The sequence below is a fragment of the Arsukibacterium ikkense genome (assembly GCF_000987775.1).
GTDB classification, from domain to species: Bacteria; Pseudomonadota; Gammaproteobacteria; order Enterobacterales; family Alteromonadaceae; genus Alishewanella; species Alishewanella ikkense.
Window position 1 is genome coordinate 15076 of sequence record NZ_LAHO01000011.1, and the last position, 22943, is coordinate 38018.

Below are 22943 nucleotides of genomic sequence, written 5' to 3' on the forward strand. Positions count from 1 at the left end.
GGCTGCGCCGGCCATTTAGCAGCCTGATCAGCCGCTTTTTTTTCAGCTCATTTCTGGCTATTTTCGCTGCATACGTATGCAGCATGTTTAAATATGGACCAACGTTGCTTTATGCTTGCACCAACTAACGGCAGCTTTGGGCAAAGCCTGGGATTTTGCTTTGCTGCCTCTTGGAGCAATGCAAATGACAATCGGCACTTTCAATTTACTGCACTACCACGCGGTAAATAACCGTAACGACCACAGCCTTAATACGCCGCTGATGCTGTTACGCCAGCAGATTTACCAGCAATTGCCGCAGGTACCTCGCTTAAGTATGACAGCCAAAGCATTGCACATGAGCAGCCGCTCGTTACAACGCTTTTTGCAAGGCAAAAATACCAGCTTTCGCCTGTTGGTAAGTGAATGCAGGCACCGGTTGGCCCAGCAATATTTACAAGAAAAAACGTTTAGTATTCAGCAAATTGCTACCCAGTTGGGTTTTGAAGAGCAAAGTAGTTTTCAAAAAGCATTTAAAAGCTGGCAAGGTTGCTCGCCAGGGGTGTATCGCCAGCGCAGCAGCACAATAATTAGCCGACCTTACCCAGGTAATACCCTGGCCAGCCGACAGGTGATGTATGGAACCAATTAAGCAACTTGCTGCATTAGCGGGGCTGCAAGACAGCTATGTGCACGCCCAGGGCCACACCGAGCATATCGCGCTGGCCGATCAGCAAGCTATTCTGGCAGCAATGGGTTACGACTTAAGCAGCAGCAAAGCCATAGCGCAGCAAACTGCCCGGCTGCAACAACAGCCGTGGCACGAGGTTATTGCGCCGGTGCAGGTATTGGCCGCAGAGGCCACCGTTACTGTGCGCCTGCAACAAGCCGCCGCGGTTGCCTGCAGCCATTGGCAATGGCAAATTGTTACCGAGCAGCAGCAAACTTTCAGCGGTGAGCAACAGGTTGCCACCCGTGATATCATCGACCGCCAGCAGCTGGCCGATACCGAGTATCTGGCATTTAAGCTCAGCCTGGATGTGGCGCTGGAACAAGGCTACCACCAACTGACCTTGTCAGATGGCCAGCAACAGTATCAGCAACACCTGATCGTTACCCCGGGCCGCTGCTTTCAATTACAGGACCAGGCTACCCTGCATAAAACCATGGGCCCGGCCATTCAACTGTATGCGCTGCGCTCCAGCCGTAACTGGGGTATTGGTGACTTTGCCGATTTAAAAAACATAGTGGCGCCGCTAGCCGAACTGGGTAACGATTTTATTGGCTTGAACCCGCTGCATGCTTTGTATCCTGGCCTGCCACAGGATTGCAGCCCCTACAGCCCAAACAGCCGGTTATGGCTCAATACCCTGTATGTCGCGCTGGAGCATAGCCCGGAATTTGCCGAATGTGCACAAGCCCAACAGTTACTGCACAGCCAGCCATTTCAAAGCCGCTTGCAGCGTTGTCGCGCCACCGCCGATGTCGATTACCCTGCAGTAAGCAGCCTGAAAGCAGACATGGCTGAGCTGTTATATCAGCATTTTAAACAGCAGCATCTGGCCAGTAACAGCGCACGGGCACAACAATTTCAGCAGTTTGTCGGGCAAAGCGACCCCAGCCTGTTGCAACTGGCCAGGTATCAGGTATTACAGGCCGTGCTGTTTAAACAGGATATGCAGATGGCCTGCTGGCAGAACTTCCCGGCGGAGTACCAAAACCCGCACAGCGACGCGGTGCAGCAATTTGCCGCTGAACACAGCGATGCCATTGCGCAGCAACTGTATTTGCAATGGCTGGCCCAGCAACAGCTGGCCGAGGTAAAAGCAGAATGTCAGCGCCAGGGTATGGCCATTGGCCTGTACTGCGATGTGGCGGTGGGTGCAAACAGCAACAGCGCCGAAAGCTGGGCCGCCCCGGAAGATTTCCTGATGCAGCTAAGCGTCGGCGCGCCACCCGATATTATGGCACCCAAAGGCCAGAACTGGGGGCTGCTGGCCTATAACCCGCACACCCTGCGCCAAAAAGCCTACCAGCCGTTTATTCAGCTGATCCGGGCCAATATGCGTTATGCCGGCGCCTTGCGGCTGGACCATGTGATGGCACTGCTGCGCTTATGGTGCTGCCCGCCGGGTGCCGATGCCACCGCCGGCGGCTATATCAGCATGCCGGCCGAAGATTTATTCGCCATTATGGCGCTGGAAAGCCAGCGTAATCACTGTGTGGTTATTGGCGAAGACTTAGGTACGGTACCGGTAGCGATCAGTGAACTGATGGCCAAATATCAGGTATTGTCGTACCGGGTTTTTATGCTGGAGCAAAAGCACGGCAGTTATCAGCACCGCGAACAAACCTATCCGGCACTGGCATTGGCCACGGTAACAACCCACGATATGCCAACCTTAGTCGGCTTCTGGCACGAACACGATCTGGCGCTGCGCCACCAGCTGGATCTGTTCCCCAGCGCGCATATAGCCGCCAGCCTGGAGCAGCTGCGTAAAGACGAAAAACAACTGCTGTGCAACCAGCTGCAACTGGAACCGGGCAATGTGCAGCAGCTGGTGCAAAACAGTCACCTGTATCTGGCGGCCACCCCGGCCCGCTTAATGGCTTATCAGCTGGAAGACTTATTACTGGTTGCAACGCCGGTCAATATTCCCGGCACCAGCACCGAGTACCCGAACTGGCGGCGTAAATTGCCGCTGGAGTTTGAACAGCTGCTAACGCAGAGCGACGTGCGCGCACTGATAACAGCCATGGCGCAGCAACGCCGCAACAACTAAATAATGCGTTAGTTTTGACAGCTAACGATTGGTAAAGAGGCTGAGTAAGCCTTACCACTTATCATAGTTGGATTGGGCCTGATGGCAGTTGATGAAAATATTCATTAATCAGCCCTTCGGCAATCATTGATTGAACAGCATCGGCTAAACGCTGCTGCAGATTCGCATGTGGGCTGGCTCTGGAGAGGCCTAAATGCACAAAGCGCGGCTCGGTAAGTTCGAAGGAGACACTGGCGAACTTAAACTGGCCGTGGTATGACGGGTTGCTTCTAATCCTGTTACGGGCTATTTCTGCAGTACTAATTAAGGCATCGCCACGACCTCTGAGTAACAATTCCAGGCCGGAATCCTGCGAGTCCATCATAATGGTGTTTCGGTGCGTGGTCAGCATTTTAATAGTTTCGGCATTGTAGGTGTAGCCGCGAATAAGGATCAGGTTTAGCTGCGTCAGCCCGGCCACCGATTCGATATCCGGGCTGTCTTTTCGCAATAGCAATACTTCTGAGCGGGCATAATCAACGGGGATCATAAACATAAAGCGCTCCCGCTCGGGGCTGGAGTTCAGGCGGATCATTACATCAGTTTTACCTTGCTCCATCAGCCTTAAACAGCGGGCAAATGGGGTGTTAGGGCTGTACCTCAGTTTTACTCCTGCGCGTCTTGCTACCTCTTGCATAAAATCCACCGTTGGCCCAAATGGCATACCGGTTTCAGGGTAATTATGCCGGTCAGGTAAGTGATCTAAACACCATTCCAGCTCTGGCCGAATATCTTGTTGTGCCACCGCATAACAACATATTGTAAGCCAAAGTAGCACACCGCTTAGCCAACGCATTCGCATTATGACATGACCTTATTTTGAAAAATTATAAGCGTCGTTAAAGCATAGCATAATATATATATACAAAATTTTTCTGTTGAAGTCCGATGTGCCTGTCCACCATGTACGCTGATAACAGCAATGGCGCAGCAACGCCGTACAAACAAAGCCGCACTTTTAGATTATTTTGTTACACATTGTTTGCATAAATCCATTTACCCACCCTTTTGTTTCAGTTATAAACACAACCGCGAAGCGCTCGCTAAGCTCCAATCACTTAATAAAATAGGATGTTTTATGCTGTTTAAAAAAATTGCGTTAGTCGCTGCAGTATTCAGTTGCACCGCCGTACAAGCCAACACTGCACCAAGTTATCGTTACCTGCAGGGTTCAATAGAGCATATCTCACAGTCTGGAGACGAAAGCTTTTCAGATACCGGTTTTGGGGCAGCAGGCGCCTGGCAGTTTAATAACAACTGGTTTATCGCCACAGAATGGCAGCGTTTTACTGACAGTGAGTCTTATACTGAAAGTTTTAACAATGAACGGGTAGACATGTCACTTAAGCTAACGTTAGACCGATATTATTTTGGTACTGGTTACGTTATGCCGATCAGCGATATTACCAATATCAGCTTTGCCGGCTATATAGGCAGCTATCGTGTAGGTGTGAGAAGCAGTTTCCAGGCTTTTATTAATAATCAGCTGTCTTTCTCTGATAGCTACAGCGACAGCAGTTCAAATGAATCTGTTAAAGTTGAAACGGTAGTTCGCTCTAATATCAACAACAACGTAGAGCTAACGGGCCGGGCTTACTATGAATACCTGAATGCCAATCTGGACGACAAAAGCCAGTATGGTTTAGGCGCAGGCGCCCAGTACAATTTCACCCCAAACTTTGCGCTGAGAGCCGACTTAAGTTACGGCAGGCTGCTGGATGAAAACACCACGCAATTCAGCCTGGGTGCGCGTTACCACTTCTAAAGATAAATTTATTCAACCACTGGCTCAGCGCTCATTAGTGCCCACTGAGCCAGTGTTACCTGAGGCGGTTTAGTCAACAAACACCGCTAAACCTTGTGCGTTATGATAATACTTTATCACATCCCGAACACTTGACTGTACACCATCAAATGAGGACACGCGTTCTTTTACCGCTTCTTCCTCAAACTTAGTTAACACAACACCATTAGCACCAAGCGCAGCCGCTTCGGATATTAATGCATTTATCACTTCATCCTGTTTTGATTGCTTGCCAGCAACTGTCGAACCAATACTCCGGGCTGACACAATTGCTATTTCAGTAAATTGAGCTGGTGCTTCGTTATAAACAACCACTGCTGAGGATGAAGTTGCCGCGCGAACCTGACCGGTCAGCTGATGTGAGGAGTTTGAAGAGTTTAAAGAGCAACTGGCTATTAATAAACAAAGTAATATACAAGCGAATAATTTAAGCATTTCTTAGTCTCTTTAGCTATGTGGTTTTAACTGTTCCGCTTATCGCGGTAGTGTTTACCAGACTTTTGGCCCGATAATGAACATATACCATGTTGCCTTGTTATACATCATCTTTAAGCAACTTATAACGCTGCCGTTAATCTCGGGCAACTTATTGGCCGTCTATTCAGACGGCTTTGAAACGTCTTGTTACTTAGAAGCCAAGTGATCATGATAGAGCTCTGCATCTACAAGCCCGACAAGGACGTTACCGATCACCATCGTTCCGTTTGAGTCGATTATTCCGCCTTCACCGTCGACAATGACTGAGAAATATGCCAAATCTTGGCGAGTCGCCTGCGCGGGGGCCGCTTCCAACCGATTTAGTTCAACCTTTACGGCTTGTCCGCTGCTAAGAACTAACTCCATCGCATTAGAATCATTAGGGTTCAGAGCAACCAACTCTGCCAGGACCTTTGATACTTCATAAATGTGAGCATAGGTTTCTTGTCCCGTTCTCGAGACTTTCTCTTTTCCCCCTAATTGGAGCAATCCAAAAGTAGCAACAGCGCCAAATGCTATTGCAGATAGGTGGGTTAGTATTCCTTTAGTCATATCTACTCTCCTAGAGACGTTTAAGGCCCGCCACAGATGCGAGCAACTTATTGCGGTACTGCGATAGTGAACAAGTCGACCAGAGTATACGCAAGCAAGCCCGATACTTGTGCAACAGATTTTAGAATGTCAGCAGGTATGGCTACGGCAGCACCAATACCAATAATAGCTATTGACGAATAAGCTAGGGCAACACCCAGAATGACGGCGACTACCCAATTTTTAAATTGATCCATCTACTTACTCCTTTTTTTGCCTAACGCCACCAGCAAGCGCGGCTTTGTAGTGAAGGCGAAGCCGCAACGAAAAAGACGTCGCCGTGCCTGGCTTTGATAAATTTTTATAGCGCCATATGCAAAAGTGGATAAGGCTTACCCTGACCATCGACTGGTGAGCGGCCAGTCACTTTAAAGCCAATATACTGGTAAAAACCTAGTGCCTGTCCATTCTGTTCGTTTACATCGACCTTTGATGCGCCCTGCACTTTGATAGCATTAGCTGCTAACATGGCACCAATGCCTTTTCCGCGGGCATCAGGTGAGATGAATAACATTTCAATATTACCGTCATGGACGCCACAAAATCCCTGTATTTCACCGTTGCCGTTTTTAGCGCACCTTAAATCAACAGCGTCAAAGTACTGTTCCAGAATTAACGGCTTTAACTCCTGCAGATCATCTTCAGCTAAAAAGTCGTGGGTTGCTCTGACCGATGCCTCCCAGATTTCTATCAGCTTAAGGTGATCTGCTTTTTCTACGATCTCAATATTCATCACTACGCCCGATTGAAAATTTAACAGCTTAATAATTTGTAACTTCCACCCTCTTACGCTGTGTAAACTACACTCCACCTTTTGTAAATCAATTGACGTTATCCAATAACTATCAGTGTATCAACATATTTTTGGTGTGGTTTCTGGTACGTTACGGTAAAAGCGGGGTTTATGCTGGCAATTTACGTGGTAACAACATATCACCATTATATGGCGGCTACTGCAGTAAAAAGGGCTGCAGTTGCAGCCCTTTGGTTGATGGTTGTAAATCGTTAACTAGCGTTATGGCGCCACAGCTGGCGTGGCGTTTTTTACAAACTCATCCAGCCAGCTCTGGGTTTCCCATAGCATATGCAATACTGATTCGCGGGCGCGGTAGCCGTGCGATTCCAGTGGCAGCATCACTAAGCGGGTAGTACCACCATGGCCTTTTACAGCCTGGTACAGGCGCTCGCTTTGCATCGGGAAGGTGCCGGAGTTGTTGTCGTCACTGCCGTGGATTAGCAGTAAAGGCGTTTTTAGTTTATTGGCATGGAAAAACGGCGACATGGCCAGGTACAAATCCGGATCATCCCACAGCGTACGTTGCTCACTCTGAAAACCAAAAGGCGTTAAGCTGCGGTTATAAGCGCCGCTTCTGGCAATACCAGCTTGAAATAAGTTGGTATGCGCCAGCAGATTAGCGGTCATAAAGGCACCATACGAGTGGCCGCCAATGGCTACGCGCTGTGGGTCGGTTACACCACGGCTTACCCCGGCTGCTATAGCGGCTTCGGCATTGAGTACCAGCTGGGCAATAAAGTTATCGTTTGGCTCCACTTCACCTTCGCCAACAATTGGCATGGTCGCGTTGTCCAGTACTGCATAACCCTGGGTGGCCAGAAATTGCGGGGTCCAGTAACTTACCCGGTTAAAGCGGTACGGCGAATCAGCTACCTGGCCGGCGGCCGCGGCATTGCGAAACTCGCGCGGGTAAGCCCAGATCACCGTTGGCAAAGGGCCATCGCGTTTAGCATCATAGCCTGAGGGTAAAATCAGGTTGGCCGACATCGGCACGCCATCGCCACGCTGGTAGTTTATCAGCTCGCGGCTGATCCCCAAGGTATGCGGCATCGGGTGTGGCGTGTTGGTTAAGGCGGTTAACTCACCGCTTTGCAGATCGCGCAGGTAAAAATCGGCCGGCTCGGTGGGTGCTTCGCGCTGAGTCAGCAATTTGCCGCTGGGTAGCAGCGTAATAGGGTATTCATAGTACGGGGCGGCTGAGCGCCACAAGCGTTCAGTATTGCCAGTGGCCAGTTCGAACTTGTCGATAAAGGGCCGGTTACCCTCTTCGGACGCACCTACCGCCGTAAGATACAGCTGCCCTTGCTCTACGCGCAATAAGCGCTGGCCATTGGCGGCGGTGGTCATTAATGGCCGGCCCGGATCGGCATAGCGGTCTTCGGTAGAGCGCTGCCAAAGCAAACGCGGTTCGGCACTGCCATCGGGGCTAACCAGCCAGACTTTTTCCTGCCGATCCTGCCACCAGCCTTCATACACCAGTGCCGTACTGGCATTGGCCGCCAACAGATTGCGAAACCGAAACGCCATATCCAGTAATTTTACCGGTTCAGCGTTAAAAGGTGCCGCCAGTTGCCACAGTTGATCGCGCACCTCAGCCGGGTTTTTCGGGTCGCCGCCATCAGCTGCCTGCGCCCAGTGCAAAGTAGCCGGGGCATCGCTGCGCCAGCTAACACTGCGCGGCCCGGTTACCACCGCATCAAAGGCGATTGGCAGGTTGTCGGCTACCGGCTGGTTAGCCACGGTGTAACTTACTTCACCGCGCAGGTTCCATACTTCGGTGCTGTTGGCAAAACGGAATAGCGGTACTGCATAAGAAAACGGCGGTTCAATCCGGTTTACCAGAATATGCTGGTTGTCAGGGGACAAACTAAAGCTGCGAATTAACGCTGGCTTGCCAATGTTAGTGATTTTATTTTTCAGGCTGATTTTCAGCAGCTGGCTGCTGAAATAGTGGCTGAACAGCGCTTCGTCATGCTGATCTTTTAATAAATCCTGATAGGTACGTGCCGGCGCAGTACGACCACGCGCTTCGGTAACCACCGGCCCGGCCGGCACTTTAGTCGCTACCGGTGCGGCACCACGTCTGGCAGCAACGGCCAGCAGGTACAGCTCTTCATTGTTAGCAGCCCATTCCAGCCGCGCACCCTGAATGGCATTGGGTTGCAGCTTGCCCCAGCGCTTGGCGGTAGCATTTTTGGTATCAATCCGCCATAAGCTGCTTTGGTTATCATCCAGTTGTACCACGGCAATATAGCGGCTGTTAGGTGACCATTCTGCAGCAATCACTTTCAAGTTTGCCGGCAGGCCTTTAATCGCGCGGCTGTCACCACTGGCGATATCAATAAGAGTAACCCCGGCAATATAACGCGGCTGGCTGGGGCCGTTATTCGCCGGGTTTAAACGCACCCCGGCCAGGCGGTGTTCCGGCGCCGCTAAATCAGCCAAGCTGGGCAAGGCCGGAAACTGCAGACTTAACAACATTAAGCCGTCAGGGCTTAAACTGGCACTGGGGGTGGGCGCTGCATCAACAATGGCGGTGATTTCGCTGGCAGGTTCGCGGTAGCCGGTATCAACAGCCGTAGCCAGCAGGCTAAAAGAGAGCAGGCTCAGCCATAAACTGGCAGCCAGCAACAGTGTTTTTTGCATGGTTTCATCCTTATTTTAGCAATACTTCAGTTGTAACATAGCCACTACCAGCCGGCAGCAGTTAAGCGACCACATCCCGATTTTGTACGGTAAGGTTCAGATAAATTTGCAAATCTTAATTTTGTTCCTGTAACAGTTAAGTCTCCGTTCAGCTGCGAATTCGTACATTAGCCACACCAAGCAGCCTTAGCTTAACCTTATTGCTCAACCGAGCTTACAGCAGACACGCTTTTAACAGCGCTATGATAGTTACCTGGCTGCAAGTAGCCGACACTCAGAAACATTTTTTATTATTTAATAAGGATACACATATGTTCAAAAAAATCTCTTGCCTGGCGGTTATTGCCGCCCTTAGCAGCACATCGGCGCTGGCCAATGAAGGCCTATATATTGGCGGCCAACTGAGTAGCACTAAACTGAAGGTGGCAGTAGCGGGTGAGTCAGACTCGGAAAGTTTTAATGTGTTATCGGGCCTGGCCGGCTATAAGTTTAATCCGTATTTTGCACTGGAAGCGCGTTTAGGCAAGGGCATTAGCGATCAAAGTGCTACTGAAGATGGTTTTCGCGAAAGCATTTCAGTTAGCCATCAAAATGCCTTTTTGGCCAAAGGCATCGTACCCATAAATGACGTATTTTCTATGTACGGCGTCGCCGGTTTTGCGGCGGTAAAATACAAATTTAAAGAAAGCGGTGATGGATTTTCGGCATCCGCTAGCGAAACCATTGATGGTTTTTCTGCCGGTGTCGGCGCAGCGTTTAACCTGAACAGTCAGTTGTCACTCACCATAGAATATCTGCAATTACCCAACAAAAAATACTCCGTTGGCCCTGCCAATATTAAATTGAAAACTAACAGTGTTACCGCAGGGATCAATTACGCATTTTAATGATTAAGCGCTCCTAAAAAGGGTCGCTGCTGCGACCCTTAATCATCCGACATTAACCCTTACCAGATTTTTACCCGCACATCTTCTTCACGGTACATGGCATCGCCAGGCTTCACCTCGAATGCCTCGTAAAACTCGGGCATATTCGACAGCACACCCAGTACCCGGTACATGCCCGGTGAGTGCGGCCCGGTGATCACTTGCTGGCGCAGTGCTTCATCGCGGAATTTAATCCGCCATACCTGAGCCCAGCCCATAAAAAACCGCTGTTCCGGGGTAAAACCGTCAATCAGTAGCGCTGGTTGCTCTTTAGTGGCGGTTTGGTACGCTTTATAAGCCACGGTTAAGCCACCTAAATCCGCAATGTTTTCTCCCAGGCCCAATGCGCCTTGTAAGCGTAAGTCGTCAATCGGGTTAAAATTGCTGTACTGGTCAATCATCCGCTGTGCCCGTTCGCGGAACTGGCGTTCATCTTCTTCGGTCCACCAGTCGCGTAAATTGCCGTCACCGTCAGAGCGACGGCCCTGATCATCAAAGCCATGGGTAAATTCGTGACCGATAACGCCACCAATAGCACCGTAGTTTACTGCGTCGTCTGCAGCAACGTTAAAAAACGGTGGTTGCAAAATAGCGGCCGGAAATACAATTTCATTCATGGTAGAGCTGTAATAGGCATTCACCGTTTGCGGGGTCATGCCCCATTCATCGCGGTTAACCGGCTGGCCCAGCCGGCCAACCATCCGCTGGTATTCACATTCGGCACTGCGGCGTAGGTTGCCAATTAAGTCATCGGCAGCAATAGTCAGGCAGTCATAATCGCGCCAGACATCCGGGTAGCCAATTTTAGTGTTAAATTTGGCTAGTTTGGCCTGCGCTTCCACTTTTGTTGCCGGGCTCATCCATTCTAAATCGTCAATCGCCTCTTTAAAGGCCAGCCGCAGGTTCTCGATCATTTCATCCATCCGCGCCTTGGCTTCGGGCTGAAAATGCCGCTCTACATATTCTTTACCCACCATAAAGCCCAGGTTACTTTCCACCGTGCTGACAGCGCGCTTTTCCCGCGTGCGTTGCTCCTGCTGACCACTTAAAATACGGCCGTAAAAATCAAAACTGGCAGTAGCAAAGGGCTCACTTAAATTGCCGGCGTTGGCCCGCAGTAAATGAAACTTTAAATATTGCTGCCACTGCGCCAGCGGTATCTCGGCCTGAATTTTGGCAAAGGCGGTAAAATAGCTGGGCTGACGCACCACGATATGCTCAATATCTTTAAGCTCGGCGGCCGTTAAAAAGCGGGCCCAGTCAAAACCGGGGGCTAATTCAGCCAGTTCGGCCTGGCTTAACTTGTTGTAGGTGGCGTTGCGGTCACGGTTTTGAATGCGGCTCCACTGCGCTGCGGCCAATGTCGTTTCTATCGCCAGAATGTTGGCCGCCGCTTGCGAGGCGTTATCCCAACCGGCCAGCTGCCACAGGGTTTCAATAAAGCTACTGTACTGGCTGAGTAAGGTTTTGCTGCGTTCATCATCTTTTAAGTAATAATCACGGTCGGGCAACCCCAGGCCAGCCTGGCTGGCGCCGGTAATATATTGATCAGACTGGCGTTGGTCCTGGCCTACAAATACTGCCAGCGGCGTACCAAAGCGAAAACGCTGGTTCTCGCCCCAGTACTGGCTTAATTCGGCACTGCTGCTCAGGTTGTTAATGCGGGCTATTTCACCCCGTAGTGGGTTTAAACCCAGCACATTGATCCGTTCTTCATCTAAGTAAGAACGATACAAATCAGCCATTTTCTGGCCATCAGAACCGGCAGCATGCCCGGTAGCAGCCAGTTCCTCAATAATTGCCAACACTTGCTTGTCAGCACTTTCTCTCAGCTCGTCAAAACTGCCCCAGCGGGCTTTATCGGCCGGAATGTCGGTATTGGCCAACCAGTTACCGTTAACGTAGCGGAAAAAGTCCTGCTGCGGCGCCACGCTGGTATCCATATTAGCCGGGCTAATGCCCGAGCTAAGCTGGCTTTGCTGTTGCGCGATATTGCTTGCAACAGGCTGGCTGCTGCACGCTGCCAGCCCTAAAGATAAGGCCACGCCTAACGCGAGGGCAGATACTTTATTCATAATGGTTCCTTGGATGTCTGATACGGTTGTTTTAATAATATTGTTATTTTAAGCAGCATAGTTTTGCAATTACAACCGAGTGTAAAAGCTCTGAGTCTGATGTAAAGCCTGGCAGGTTAGCCCGCCAGCAGGCTGCGACAAAAGGCGAAATAAGCCGCACTAAGCCGGTTTTACTTGAAATACACCAGCTTTTTGCGCAGGATCAGTGCTCGCTCATACTTGCAGGACTTTTTTATGTTAGACACCGCGTTAACCTCATTGGCTGGTATACCGTCATTTTTAGCTTATTTCGTGCTGGCCGTGGTATTGCTGCTGCTGTTTATCCGGCTGTATACCTGGGTAACGCCACATGATGAATTTGGCCTGATCCGGGCCAATAATCCGGCTGCAGCCATTGCCTTTGGCGGCGCCTTAATTGGTTTTGGCTGGCCGCTGGGCAGCGCTATTACTAACTCCATGTCACTGCTCGACTGTGCAATCTGGGGCGCAGTAGCGCTGGTTGTACAGGTGCTGACGTTTCTAATTAGCAGCGCTGCGCTAAAACAACTGCCGAACCGTATTACCCAGGGCGAATTAGCGGCCGGTATATTCTCTGCTGCCTGTTCCATTACCGTCGGTATGTTAAACGCCGCCTGCATGAGTTATTAAGGAGTATCAGATGACATTACGCCCGAGCAAACGCAGCCACAAAGCTGCCCTAATTTTTATGTTGCCGGCTGCCGGTCTGGTATTAAATGGCTGTGGCGAAAAGCAGGTGCAAGCCCAGGTATTCAGCACACCGGACGAGTGCGCTGCTTTTTATAACCCACCAGCCCAATGTCAGGCAGCGTTTGCTGAAGCCGAACAACTACACCCGAAAGTGGCCCCGCGCTACGCCAACAAAGCAGAATGCGAAACCGACTTTGGCCCGGGCCAGTGTGAAACCGCACCTGAGCGCCACCAGCAGGGCAGCTTTTTTATGCCGATGATGATGGGCTTTATGGCCGGCCAGATGTTAAACCGCGGTGGTAGTGCCCCGGCGACTGGCCAGCTGGCAGGCCAGCAAACGGCTGCCGCAGCAGGCCGTAATAGCGTGCCTACCCAGCCGCTATATAAATCGCGCGATGACCGCAACACCTTTCGTACCGCCAGCAATACTGCGGTCGCCAGCCAACCCGGCACTACTAATATCCGGCCCTCAGCCGTGCAACCAAAACCAGCGGCATTAGCAAGGCGCGGCGGTTTTGGCGCCCAGGCGGCGCAACGTGCTACCACCGCACAACGCCAATCTGCCGGAGGCTAAACCATGCAAAGACGCGACATTCAACCACGCCCGGGCTGGCAAGACTTTGCCGAGAGTGTCGGCTTTGCCTTTCATACTATCGACAACGAGCCGTATTGGGATGAAAACGCCTATTACCAATTCAGTCTGCAACAAGTCGAGCAGGATTTAGAAGCGCCGACTGAAGAATTACACCAGATGGCGCTGGATCTGATCCCGGATATTCTGGCCAGCGAGCAACAGCTGCAGCAATTAGCCATTCCCGAGCAATTCTGGGATTACATTGCCACTAGCTGGCGCAGTGGCGAGCCGCACTTATATGGCAGAATGGATTTCAGCTATGCTGGCACAGGCCCCGCTAAATTGCTGGAACTGAACTACGATACCCCCACCTCGTTATTTGAAACCGGCTTTTTCCAGTGGGTCTGGCTGGAAGATCAGCTAATGCGCGGCCAGTTGCCGCAAGGAAGCGACCAGTTTAATTCGTTGCAGGATAAACTGGAGCAAGCCTTCGCCCAGCTGCCACTGGCGCAACCGTTTTACTTTAGCAGCGTTACCGAAAGCCTTGAAGATAAAGGCACCGTCGATTACCTGATGGACATTGCGCTGCAGGCCGGCCTGAATTGCCGCTATATTCAGCTGGAGCAACTGGGTGATATTGACGGCCAGCTGGTCGATAGCGATGGTTTTCCGATCAACGGTTTATTCAAGCTGTATCCGTGGGAATTTATGCTGCAGGAAGACTTTGCCAGCACCATTCTGACCAGCCAGACCCAGTGGCTGGAGCCGAGCTGGAAACTGTTGCTATCGAACAAAGGGATTTTACCGCTGTTATGGCAAAAGCATCAGGGCCACCCTAATTTACTGCCGGCATTTTTCACTGGCAACCAGCCAGTAGCAGCGGGCTGGGTGAAAAAGCCGCTGTTCTCGCGTGAAGGCGCCAATATCGAACTGGTTACGGCCAGCGGCCAGCGTTTCAGCGAGGATGGCCCCTACACCGACAGTGGCTATATTCGCCAGGCCTTAGCGCCCTTACCAAAGTTTGGCGACAGCTACACCTTAATCGGCAGCTGGGTAGTCGGCGACAGTGCGGCCGGTATTTGTCTGCGTGAAGACAACAGCCTGATCACCAAAGACAGCTCACGCTTTTTACCGCATATTATCCTCGATTAAACCATTAACGGCAGCCAGCACCTGATGCTAACCACTGCGCCTGCCGTTAACAACTTTCCCGTAAAATGCCTGTTCCGGCCCGATAATCTGTAAAATAAACTGACAACCAACTGTAAATATATTTCATTTTATTTCAGTGCGTTAGAGTTTTATCAACAAAATATCAGTTAAAAATCGCCTGCAAATTTTGACAACGCTGTCATTTTTGTCATAGTCATAACTGCTCATTTTACAGACAACTCTCAGCAGAGATGTCAGGCCCAAAATCCTGGAATGAGCCCGTTGAAACGCTGTGCCAGGCCATAGCCTGCAGCGTAAACAAATAACGCAAACAGAATATAAGAATAAACAATACCGGAGGAAGTTATGTTTAAACAATTAGTTATAGGTGGTGGCAGCCTCTCACTCCTGCTGCTGGCAGCCCAAATCCAGGCGAATACCCCCAATGCCCCGGTGATCAGCTGGATGCCGGCCGATTACCAGTTACAACACGGCAGCGTGCAGGTGCCCGTGCGCTGGGATATGTGGTGGGGTAGCAACGGTAACAAGTGGTATTTGCACAAAAATGACAGCGCTGTCTACAGCGCTGCGCTAACAGCCGATGGCCAGAATGCCCAAAGCGGCAGCACTACCCTGACCTTTACCCAACCCGGTAGCTACCAGCTGCAGGTAAGCTTATGTCAGGTTAGCGGTGCGACAGAAGAATGCGCACAAAGCGGCATTACCACTATTACCATTGGCGGCAGTGGCGGTACTGTACCCGACCCGGTAGAGCCAGACCCTGTCGAGCCTGATCCAGTAGACCCCGACCCGGTTGAGCCCGCGCCCACCAACCCGGCAGCGCCGGCTAAGCCGGTGTTTGGCTGGAGTGAAAACAGTGTCACGCTAACAGGCGGCAGCGCCAACCTGAACCTGAGTTGGAATATGTGGTGGGGCAATAACGGCAATCTGTGGCAATTAAAGCAAAACGGCGCCGTAGTGCACAGTGCTGCGTTAACGGCCAATGGCCAGCAAGCCCAAAGCGGCAGTACCAGCGTTAACTTTAGCAGCACCGGTAACTATAACTTTGTGGTGAGTTTATGTCAGCAAAGCAGCAGTGCTCTGCTGTGTACCGACAGTGATATAAAAACGGTGGCAGTGACGGCTGGCAGCGGCGGGGATAATGGTGGGGATGGTGGTTTTAACCCCTGGACCGATCTGGATATGACTGCCTGGCCACATCCGTTAAAGCAAAGTAATCAGGCTTATAGCAACACCACAGGTAAAAAAGTCGGTGCGTATTTTGTGGAATGGGGTATCTATGGCCGTGCCTTTCATGCGGCCGATATTCCGGCGCAAAACCTGACCCATATTTATTATGGTTTTATTCCGGTATGTGGTGCCAACCCGTCATTACAAGCCGCTAACCCGCAGGGCCATGCGGCGCTGGTGAGCCAGTGTGCTGGCAAGCCCGACTATTCAGTAGTGGTACACGACGCCTTCGCCGCCCTGGAAAAAGGCTACCCTGGCGATGTCTGGGATCAGCCCATTCGCGGTATTTTTGCCGAATTGTACCGGCTGAAACTAGCGCATCCACATGTTAAAATTCTGCCGTCAGTCGGTGGCTGGACCTTATCTGATCCGCTGTATCAGGTGGGCGTAAACCCGGCAGCACGGGCAGTGTTTATCGAATCGATGATCGACTTTATCCGCACTTACGACTTCTTTGACGGTATTGATATCGACTGGGAATTCCCGGGCGGCGGCGGCGCAACACCCGAGCTGGGCAGCCCGCAGGACGGTGCCGGCTTTGCCACCCTGATGCGTGAATTACGCGAAGCGTTAGATGCGTTAAGCGTGGAAACCGGCCGTGATTACGAACTGGCCGCCGCGATGTCGGGCGGGGTGCAAAAACTCAGCGTAGTGGACTGGGAAGATGCCCATCAGTACATGGATTACATCAACCTGATGACCTACGACTACTACGGCGCCTGGAATGGCGTACTGGGTCACCAGACCGGCCTGTATCCGTCAGCAAACTCACCAATAAGTGGCTTTAGCGCCGATGAGGCGGTGCAATACCTGTTAAACCGTGGTGTACCCCCAGACAAAATTGCGCTCGGGGCGGCGATGTATGGCCGCGGCTGGCAGAATGTGGCCGGAGTCAGTGGTAATAATCCGTTTAGTGGTACTGGCGGCGCCGGCATCGGCGGCGGCTGGGAGCCCGGCATTATGGATTATAAGAAAATCGAAGCTGACTTTATGGGCGGGCCAGAAGCCAATGGCGTTAACGGTTTTACCGTGGGCTGGGATGATACGGCTAAAGCCAGTTATGTCTGGAACCCGGCAACCAATACCCTGATAAGTATGGATACCAAGCGTTCAGTGCGCGAGAAAGGGGCTTACATTCTGCAACATCAGCTGGGCGGTATTTTTGCCTGGGAAATCGATGCTGACAATGGCCATATTTTAAACGCGATGCACGAAGGCTTAGGCCATCCGCAACAATAATTCATATTGCCGCAAGCCCTATGCTGACTAGTTGGCTCGGGCTCTATACCCTAAGTGATTGGAGTTGCAGTGAGGCGACGAGTGAGCGAGATCCCATGAGCATAGACAAACTATGTGATTGGGGCGAGCAAGCGAAGTCAACAAAGCTGCAGCTTCAAGCACGACGGGTATAGCCGGCATTTTGCAGGAACTTTGATATGAAACTCACTACTACACTGTCATTGCTGGCCCTGGCCAGCAGTGCAGCCTTTTTTGCCCAGGCGCTTGATTGCAGCAACCTGGCGCAGTGGCAAAACGATGCCGCTTATAATGGCGGCGCTCAGGTACAACAGCAACAACAGGCCTATCAGGCTAACTGGTGGACGCAAGGCAATGAGCCACTTAGCCACTCTGGGCCTTATCAGCCATGGAGCCTGCTTGGCGCCTGTGACGGCGCCGAGCCTGAGCCCGATCCTATTCCGGAACCAGAGCCAGAACCTGATCCGGACCCACTTCCAGACCCCGAGCCAGAGCCGGAACCACTTCCAGACCCCGAGCCAGGCGACAACAGTTGCCGGCCCGATGGTCTGTACCAGACACCGGGCATTGCCGTGCCCTACTGCACTGTGTATGACGCTGCGGGCCGCGAGCTTATCAGCCCCGATCACCCGCGGCGGATTATTGGTTACTTTACCAGTTGGCGCCATGGCAAAAACGGCCAGCCGGCCTATTTAGCCTCAGATATTCCGTGGCATAAAATTACCCATATTAATTATGCTTTTGCTCATGTTAACAGCGCAAACCAACTATCCATTGGCGATGCAACCGACCCCGACAATGCCTCTACCGGCATGGCATGGCCTGGGGTAGCAGGGGCAGAGCTTGACCCCAACCTGCCCTATGAAGGTCATTTCAACCTGCTGACTAAATACAAGCAGCAGTACCCGCACGTTAAAACCCTGATCTCAGTTGGCGGCTGGGCCGAAAGTGGCGGCTATTTTGACGCCGATGGCAACCGGGTAGCCAGCGGTGGTTTTTATACCATGACCACCAACAGCGACTTAAGCATTAACCAGCAGGGGATTAATACCTTTGCCGACTCGGCCGTGGCTTTTATTCGCCAGTACGGTTTTGATGGGGTGGATATTGACTACGAATACCCCACCAGCATGAATGATGCCGGTAACCCGGACGACTTTGCCATCGCCAACAGCTTACGCGGCGGCCTGAACCGCTCTTATATTGAGCTGATGAAGGTACTGCGCCAGAAACTGGACGCCGCTGGCGCAGCCGATGGTAAACATTATCTGCTGACCATTGCCTCGCCCTCGTCCGGCTATTTGCTGCGCGGCATGGAAGCCTTCCAGGTCACCCAGTACCTGGATTACGTCAACATTATGACCTACGATCTGCACGGCGCCTGGAACCAGTTTGTCGGCCACAATGCCGCCTTGTTCGATAGCGGCGAGGATGCCGAACTGGTCGCCTGGAATTACTACAACACCAGCCAGTATCAGCAAATTGGCTATCTGAACACCGACTGGGCCTACCATTATTTCCGCGGCACTATGCCGGCCGGGCGGATTAATATCGGCATTCCGTACTACAGCCGTGGCTGGCAGGATGTACAGGGTGGCAGCTTTGGCTTATGGGGCAGCGCGCCTTTACCAAACCAGAGCAACTGCCCGCCGGGCACCGGAGGTAGTACCGTCAGTAAATGCGGCAACGGTGCCATTGGCATCGACAACCTGTGGCATGACAAAGACAGCAATGGCCATGAAATGCCGGCTGGCTCTAATCCGCTGTGGCATACCATGAACCTGGCCGAAGGCATCAGTGGTAGTTATCTTGGCGTCTATGGCCTTGACCCGGCCAACCCTGAGCATCAGCTCACTGGCAATTACAGCCGGCACTACGATGCTACGGCCGTCGGCCCCTGGCTGTGGAACGCCCAGAAAAAGGTGTTTTTATCGGTAGAAACCGAACAAAGTATCGCCACTAAAGCACAGTATGTGATTGATAACGGCATTGGCGGCGTGATGTTCTGGGAGCTGGCCGGTGACTACGCCTGGGATGCGGCCAAAGGCGAGTACTTTATCGGCAATACCCTGACCACGCAGTTTTACGACAGCTTCAAAGGCGCCAGCCCCTATGGTGCAGTAAAAGCCGAGCGGGTGATGCCGGCACAGGCAGTTGATGTGCGCCTGAGTATCAGCGACTTTAAACTGGGCGATCAGAACTTTCCCATCAACCCCAAGTTAACCCTGACTAACCACAGCAACAGCACTATTCCGGGTGGCAGCAACATTAGCTTTGATGTACCAACCGCCATACCCGATAGCATCAGCGACCAAAGTGGTTTTGGTTTAACGGTAATTGACAGTGGCCGTAACGCCAGCGGCAACAATATTGGCGGCCTGAGCAATAACTTCCATCGGGTGGCCTTTAACCTGCCGGCGTATTTAAGCGTGGCACATGGTGAAAGCGTTAGTGTAACGCTGAATTATCAGCTGCCAATGCCGATGCCGTCGAACTGGGTATTACATGCCAACGGCAACGACTATGCCTTTGCCGCAGAGTACCCGCAGTTGCCAGTGGTGAGTATTGGCGGCGGTGATGATGGTGGAGATAACGGCGGCGGGCCGGGCAATGGTAACAGTTGCGGCGGCATTACCGCGCCCATCTACCCTTACCCGCAGTGGCCGCAAACTGATTGGCAGGGCAACCCCAGCCACGCCAACGGCGGTGATCATCTGTCATATCAAGGCGGCGTGTATAAAGCCAACTGGTGGACCAACTCGCTACCCGGCAGTGATGGCAGCTGGAGTTTTATTTGTAATTTATAACAGCTGACCAACTAACAGGTCGTGAACTTTGAACTTGGAAAGCGCAGGGTCGTGTCCTTTTCAGGGCGCCACAGAGTGTCTGAGTAAAAATCGCTGCAGCATATAGCTCCGGGCCGTAACGCCCGCCAGGCTCCCTGCAGCAACTCGCGCCCGCGGTGCGGGCACTCAGACACTCTACAGGGACCTGTCAGGGTCACGCCCCTCACTGTTTTACCAAAACTGGAGTGGTAACAATGAAATCCGTATTCTTAAAACCAGTATTACTAACAACCAGCCTGCTATTTATCAGCCTGCAGGCCAACAGCCATGGCTATGTCGATTACCCCAAAGCCCGGCAGCAAATGTGTAAAGACGACGGCGGCTACTGGTGGCCGGCCGATGGCAGCGGCATACCTAATCCGGCTTGTCGCGCAGCGTACCTGCAGTCGGGTGGCTATATGCTAACCCAGCACCATGAATTCTCGGCCAATGTCGCCAACTATCGCAATATGGCGGCGGTGCAAAGCGTGGTTAGTGATGGCAGCCTCTGTGCCGGCGGCGACAGCCGTAAAAGTGGCATGGATATTCCGTCTGCCGACTGGCAACGCACCCCTATCGACCTGGCACAACACAGCGAGCTAACTCTGCGCTTTCGCGCCACTACCCCGCATAACCCCAGTTTCTGGCAAATTTACTTAAGCAAACCCGGTTTTGATGCCGCTGCGGCGCCATTAAGCTGGAGCCAGCTTGAGCTGATTTACCAGCAAAGCGATGTGCCGGCCGATGCCGGCTACTATACCTTGCAGGTACCGCTGCCGACAGATCGCAGCGGCCCCGCTGTATTGTATACCCGCTGGCAACGGGTAGATGTGGTGGGTGAAGGCTTTTATAACTGTTCGGATATTGAACTGATAAACGGCAGCGGCGACACCCCGCCGCCGGCGTGGTTTGATAAAGGCGCTTATCTGAACCTGCAAACCCCGGCCGAAGTCGGCGGTTATGCGCAGTTGCGCTTGTTTGATGCTGCAGGCCTGGAGCTGATAGACCAGCACTGGCAAATCAGCAGCAGCAATATTGCCAACGCGCTATGGGCCACCGAATTGGCAGCACAGGTGAATACCCAGTACAGCAACTTGCTGCAGTTGGGGGTGTTACACGGTGAAAATGTGACCTTTAGCAGCGATCTGGCGGTAAACCGCGCCTATGTGCGGGACGACAGCTATTTTTATAACCTCGACCTGCGCCCGGCTGCTGATAACGGCGGTGACGATGATGATAGTGGTAATAACCCGCCAGGCAACTGCCCGGGCTATGATCTCACCACCGTTAACAGCTACCCCAACTGGCCACAAACCGACTGGCAAGGTGCGCCCAGCCACGCCGCCACCGGCGATAAGCTGCTTTACCACAGCGCGCTGTATCAGGCCAACTGGTGGACCCAGTCTCTGCCCGGCAGCGACAGCAGCTGGACGCAGCTCTGTAGCTGGTGATAGTTTCGCCAAGCCAGATGCCCGCAGTACAAAAGGTGGGGGCGGAGCGCTCGCCCGGACGAGGGAATAAATATGCTTTAAAAGTGGATATTAACCCACAAAGCGCATAAAATGCCGACTTTGCGGCCGCAGAGTTGGCATTTTGTCACTTAGCTGCCATCTTTATGTTGTATATAGCTATTGTTTAATCAGAAGGAAGCCTCATACCCGTGCGTACTACTGAACTTGTCTCCGGTTTTCGCCAGTCAGCCCCCTATGTTAATGCGCACCGCGGTAAAACCTTTGTGGTGATGCTGGGTGGTGAAGCCATTACCCAACCGGGCTTTCGCAGTATTATTAACGATATCGCTCTGCTAAACAGCCTGGGCATTAAAATAGTGCTGGTATATGGTGCCCGGCCGCAAATTAACCAGGCGCTGGGTCTGGCCGGGCTGGAGCCTACTTATCACAACCGGGTGCGGGTAACAGATGATGATTCGTTTAAGCTGATTAAGCAGGTGGCTGGTGCGTTACAGCTGGATATTACCGCCCGCTTATCGATGAGCTTAAGCAACACGCCGATGCAGGGTGCGCAAATTAACGTGGTCAGCGGCAACTTTGTTATCGCCCAGCCTTTGGGCGTGGATGAAGGCATTGATTATCACCACAGCGGCCGGGTACGACGGATAGATGCAGCCGGTATTCGTCGCCAGTTAGAGAGCAACGGTATCGTACTGATGGGGCCAATAGCGGCCTCAGTCACCGGTGAAAGCTTTAACTTAACCGCGGAAGATATTGCCACCCAGGTGGCGATAAAACTGAAAGCCGATAAAATGATTGGCTTTAGCGAAGTAGGTGGTATTACCAACGAAGATGGCGATATTATCGCCGAGTTGATGCCCAACTTTGCCGAGCAAAAAATGCTGGAGCTCGAAGAGCGCCCTAATGCCTGCCCTGGCACCATTGCCTTTTTACATGCGGCTATTACCGCCACCCGCGGCGGCGTGCCGCGCTGCCACCTGGTGAGCTATGACGAAGATGGCGCCCTGCTGCAGGAGCTGTTCTCACGCGATGGTATTGGCACCCAGATTGTTACGGAGTCGGCTGAAAAACTGCGCCGGGCAACCATTAGCGATATTGGCGGTATTTTAGATTTGATCCGGCCGCTGGAACAACAAGGCCTGCTGGTACGCCGCTCACGCGAACAGCTGGAAATGGAAATTGATTACTTTACTTTAATCGAGCGCGATGGCCTGGTGATTGGCTGCGCCGCACTCTACCCCTTTGTGGATGAAAACGTCGGCGAATTTGCCTGCTTAGCGGTGCACCCCGACTACCGGGATGCCGACCGTGGCAGCCTGCTGCTTAAACATATTATTCAGCAGGCCCGCCAGCGCCGCTACGACAAAGTGTTTGCGCTTACTACCCGCAGCATTCACTGGTTTTTAGAGCAGGGCTTTGAACTGGTTACCGTGGACGATTTACCGAGCCAGAAAAAGCAGCTGTATAATTATCAGCGCCGCTCAAAAATTCTGGCGATTACCTTATAAAAGCGCCGGTTGCAGCAGGTTCGTGCTGCAACCGGCGGGTTCCTTGGCTAAGCTTAATACACCTGCTGCTGAACAGAGTT

18 protein-coding genes are annotated in these 22943 nt (G+C 52.2%); 11 read left to right on the top strand and 7 right to left on the bottom strand.

What is annotated here, in order from left to right; translation table 11 throughout:
- Positions 1 to 184 precede the first annotated feature (184 nt).
- Both WG68_RS11650 and malQ read left to right on the top strand, forming a co-directional pair.
- The gene (locus tag WG68_RS11650; protein WP_046557989.1) at positions 185 to 631 is read left to right on the top strand and encodes a helix-turn-helix transcriptional regulator; all 447 of its coding nucleotides are present in this window, start codon (positions 185 to 187) and stop codon (positions 629 to 631) included.
- Positions 618 to 2762 carry a 4-alpha-glucanotransferase gene (malQ, locus tag WG68_RS11655; RefSeq protein WP_046557877.1) on the top strand — a complete coding sequence of 715 codons (2145 nt, stop codon included), beginning with the start codon at positions 618 to 620 and terminating at the stop codon, positions 2760 to 2762. Before WG68_RS11650 ends, malQ begins: the two co-directional genes overlap by 14 nt.
- A 61-nt stretch (positions 2763 to 2823) precedes the next feature.
- Here malQ and WG68_RS11660 read toward each other — a convergent pair whose 3' ends face one another.
- Positions 2824 to 3603 carry a substrate-binding periplasmic protein gene (locus WG68_RS11660; RefSeq protein ID WP_083981873.1) on the bottom strand — a complete coding sequence of 260 codons (780 nt, stop codon included), beginning with the start codon at positions 3601 to 3603 and terminating at the stop codon, positions 2824 to 2826.
- A gap of 276 nt (positions 3604 to 3879) precedes the next feature.
- On the opposite strand from WG68_RS11660, the gene WG68_RS11665 reads away from it, so the two are divergent.
- Positions 3880 to 4566, top strand: coding sequence for an outer membrane beta-barrel protein (locus WG68_RS11665; RefSeq protein ID WP_046557878.1), 687 nt, complete (start codon positions 3880 to 3882; stop codon positions 4564 to 4566).
- Between the two features lie 69 nt (positions 4567 to 4635).
- Here the strand turns inward: WG68_RS11665 and WG68_RS19115 are convergent, their stop codons facing one another.
- The 5 genes from WG68_RS19115 to WG68_RS11690 form a co-directional block, all read right to left on the bottom strand.
- Positions 4636 to 5040: a hypothetical protein gene (locus WG68_RS19115; RefSeq protein WP_152663085.1), complete on the bottom strand. Its 405-nt coding sequence runs from the start codon at positions 5038 to 5040 to the stop codon at positions 4636 to 4638.
- 189 nt (positions 5041 to 5229) lie between these two features.
- Positions 5230 to 5634, bottom strand: a complete 405-nt coding sequence (locus WG68_RS11675; RefSeq protein WP_046557879.1) for a hypothetical protein — start codon at positions 5632 to 5634, stop codon at positions 5230 to 5232.
- 47 nt (positions 5635 to 5681) lie between these two features.
- Complete coding sequence (locus tag WG68_RS11680; protein WP_200897588.1) at positions 5682 to 5870, bottom strand: hypothetical protein; 189 nt, start codon at positions 5868 to 5870, stop codon at positions 5682 to 5684.
- A gap of 104 nt (positions 5871 to 5974) precedes the next feature.
- Positions 5975 to 6406: an acetyltransferase gene (locus tag WG68_RS11685; RefSeq protein WP_046557880.1), complete on the bottom strand. Its 432-nt coding sequence runs from the start codon at positions 6404 to 6406 to the stop codon at positions 5975 to 5977.
- Positions 6407 to 6688: 282 nt separating this feature from the next.
- Entirely contained in the window at positions 6689 to 9115 is a 2427-nt protein-coding gene (locus tag WG68_RS11690; protein WP_046557881.1) for an alpha/beta hydrolase family protein, read from the bottom strand.
- Between the two features lie 311 nt (positions 9116 to 9426).
- On the opposite strand from WG68_RS11690, the gene WG68_RS11695 reads away from it, so the two are divergent.
- Positions 9427 to 10002: an outer membrane protein gene (locus WG68_RS11695; protein ID WP_046557993.1), complete on the top strand. Its 576-nt coding sequence runs from the start codon at positions 9427 to 9429 to the stop codon at positions 10000 to 10002.
- 59 nt (positions 10003 to 10061) lie between these two features.
- On the opposite strand, the gene WG68_RS11700 is transcribed toward WG68_RS11695, so the two are convergent.
- The gene (locus WG68_RS11700) at positions 10062 to 12116 is read right to left on the bottom strand and encodes a M13 family metallopeptidase (protein WP_046557882.1); all 2055 of its coding nucleotides are present in this window, start codon (positions 12114 to 12116) and stop codon (positions 10062 to 10064) included.
- A gap of 234 nt (positions 12117 to 12350) precedes the next feature.
- Here WG68_RS11700 and WG68_RS11705 point away from each other — a divergent pair, with 234 nt between their 5' ends.
- The 7 genes from WG68_RS11705 (at position 12351) to argA (ending at position 22863) form a co-directional block, all read left to right on the top strand.
- On the top strand, positions 12351 to 12764 hold the full coding sequence (locus WG68_RS11705) for a DUF350 domain-containing protein (protein WP_046557994.1): 414 nt from the start codon (positions 12351 to 12353) through the stop codon (positions 12762 to 12764).
- A 10-nt stretch (positions 12765 to 12774) separates the two neighbouring features.
- A complete protein-coding gene (locus WG68_RS11710; RefSeq protein WP_046557883.1) occupies positions 12775 to 13398 on the top strand; it encodes a DUF1190 domain-containing protein in 624 nt (207 codons plus the stop codon).
- A 3-nt stretch (positions 13399 to 13401) separates the two neighbouring features.
- Positions 13402 to 14550: a glutathionylspermidine synthase family protein gene (locus WG68_RS11715; protein WP_046557884.1), complete on the top strand. Its 1149-nt coding sequence runs from the start codon at positions 13402 to 13404 to the stop codon at positions 14548 to 14550.
- Between the two features lie 366 nt (positions 14551 to 14916).
- Positions 14917 to 17040 carry a glycosyl hydrolase family 18 protein gene (locus WG68_RS11720; protein ID WP_046557885.1) on the top strand — a complete coding sequence of 708 codons (2124 nt, stop codon included), beginning with the start codon at positions 14917 to 14919 and terminating at the stop codon, positions 17038 to 17040.
- A 197-nt stretch (positions 17041 to 17237) separates the two neighbouring features.
- On the top strand, positions 17238 to 19865 hold the full coding sequence (locus WG68_RS11725) for a glycosyl hydrolase family 18 protein (RefSeq protein ID WP_046557886.1): 2628 nt from the start codon (positions 17238 to 17240) through the stop codon (positions 19863 to 19865).
- A 233-nt stretch (positions 19866 to 20098) separates the two neighbouring features.
- A complete protein-coding gene (locus WG68_RS11730) occupies positions 20099 to 21334 on the top strand; it encodes a lytic polysaccharide monooxygenase (protein ID WP_046557887.1) in 1236 nt (411 codons plus the stop codon).
- A gap of 209 nt (positions 21335 to 21543) precedes the next feature.
- Complete coding sequence (gene argA, locus WG68_RS11735) at positions 21544 to 22863, top strand: amino-acid N-acetyltransferase (protein ID WP_046557888.1); 1320 nt, start codon at positions 21544 to 21546, stop codon at positions 22861 to 22863.
- The last annotated feature ends 80 nt before the right edge of the window (positions 22864 to 22943 follow it).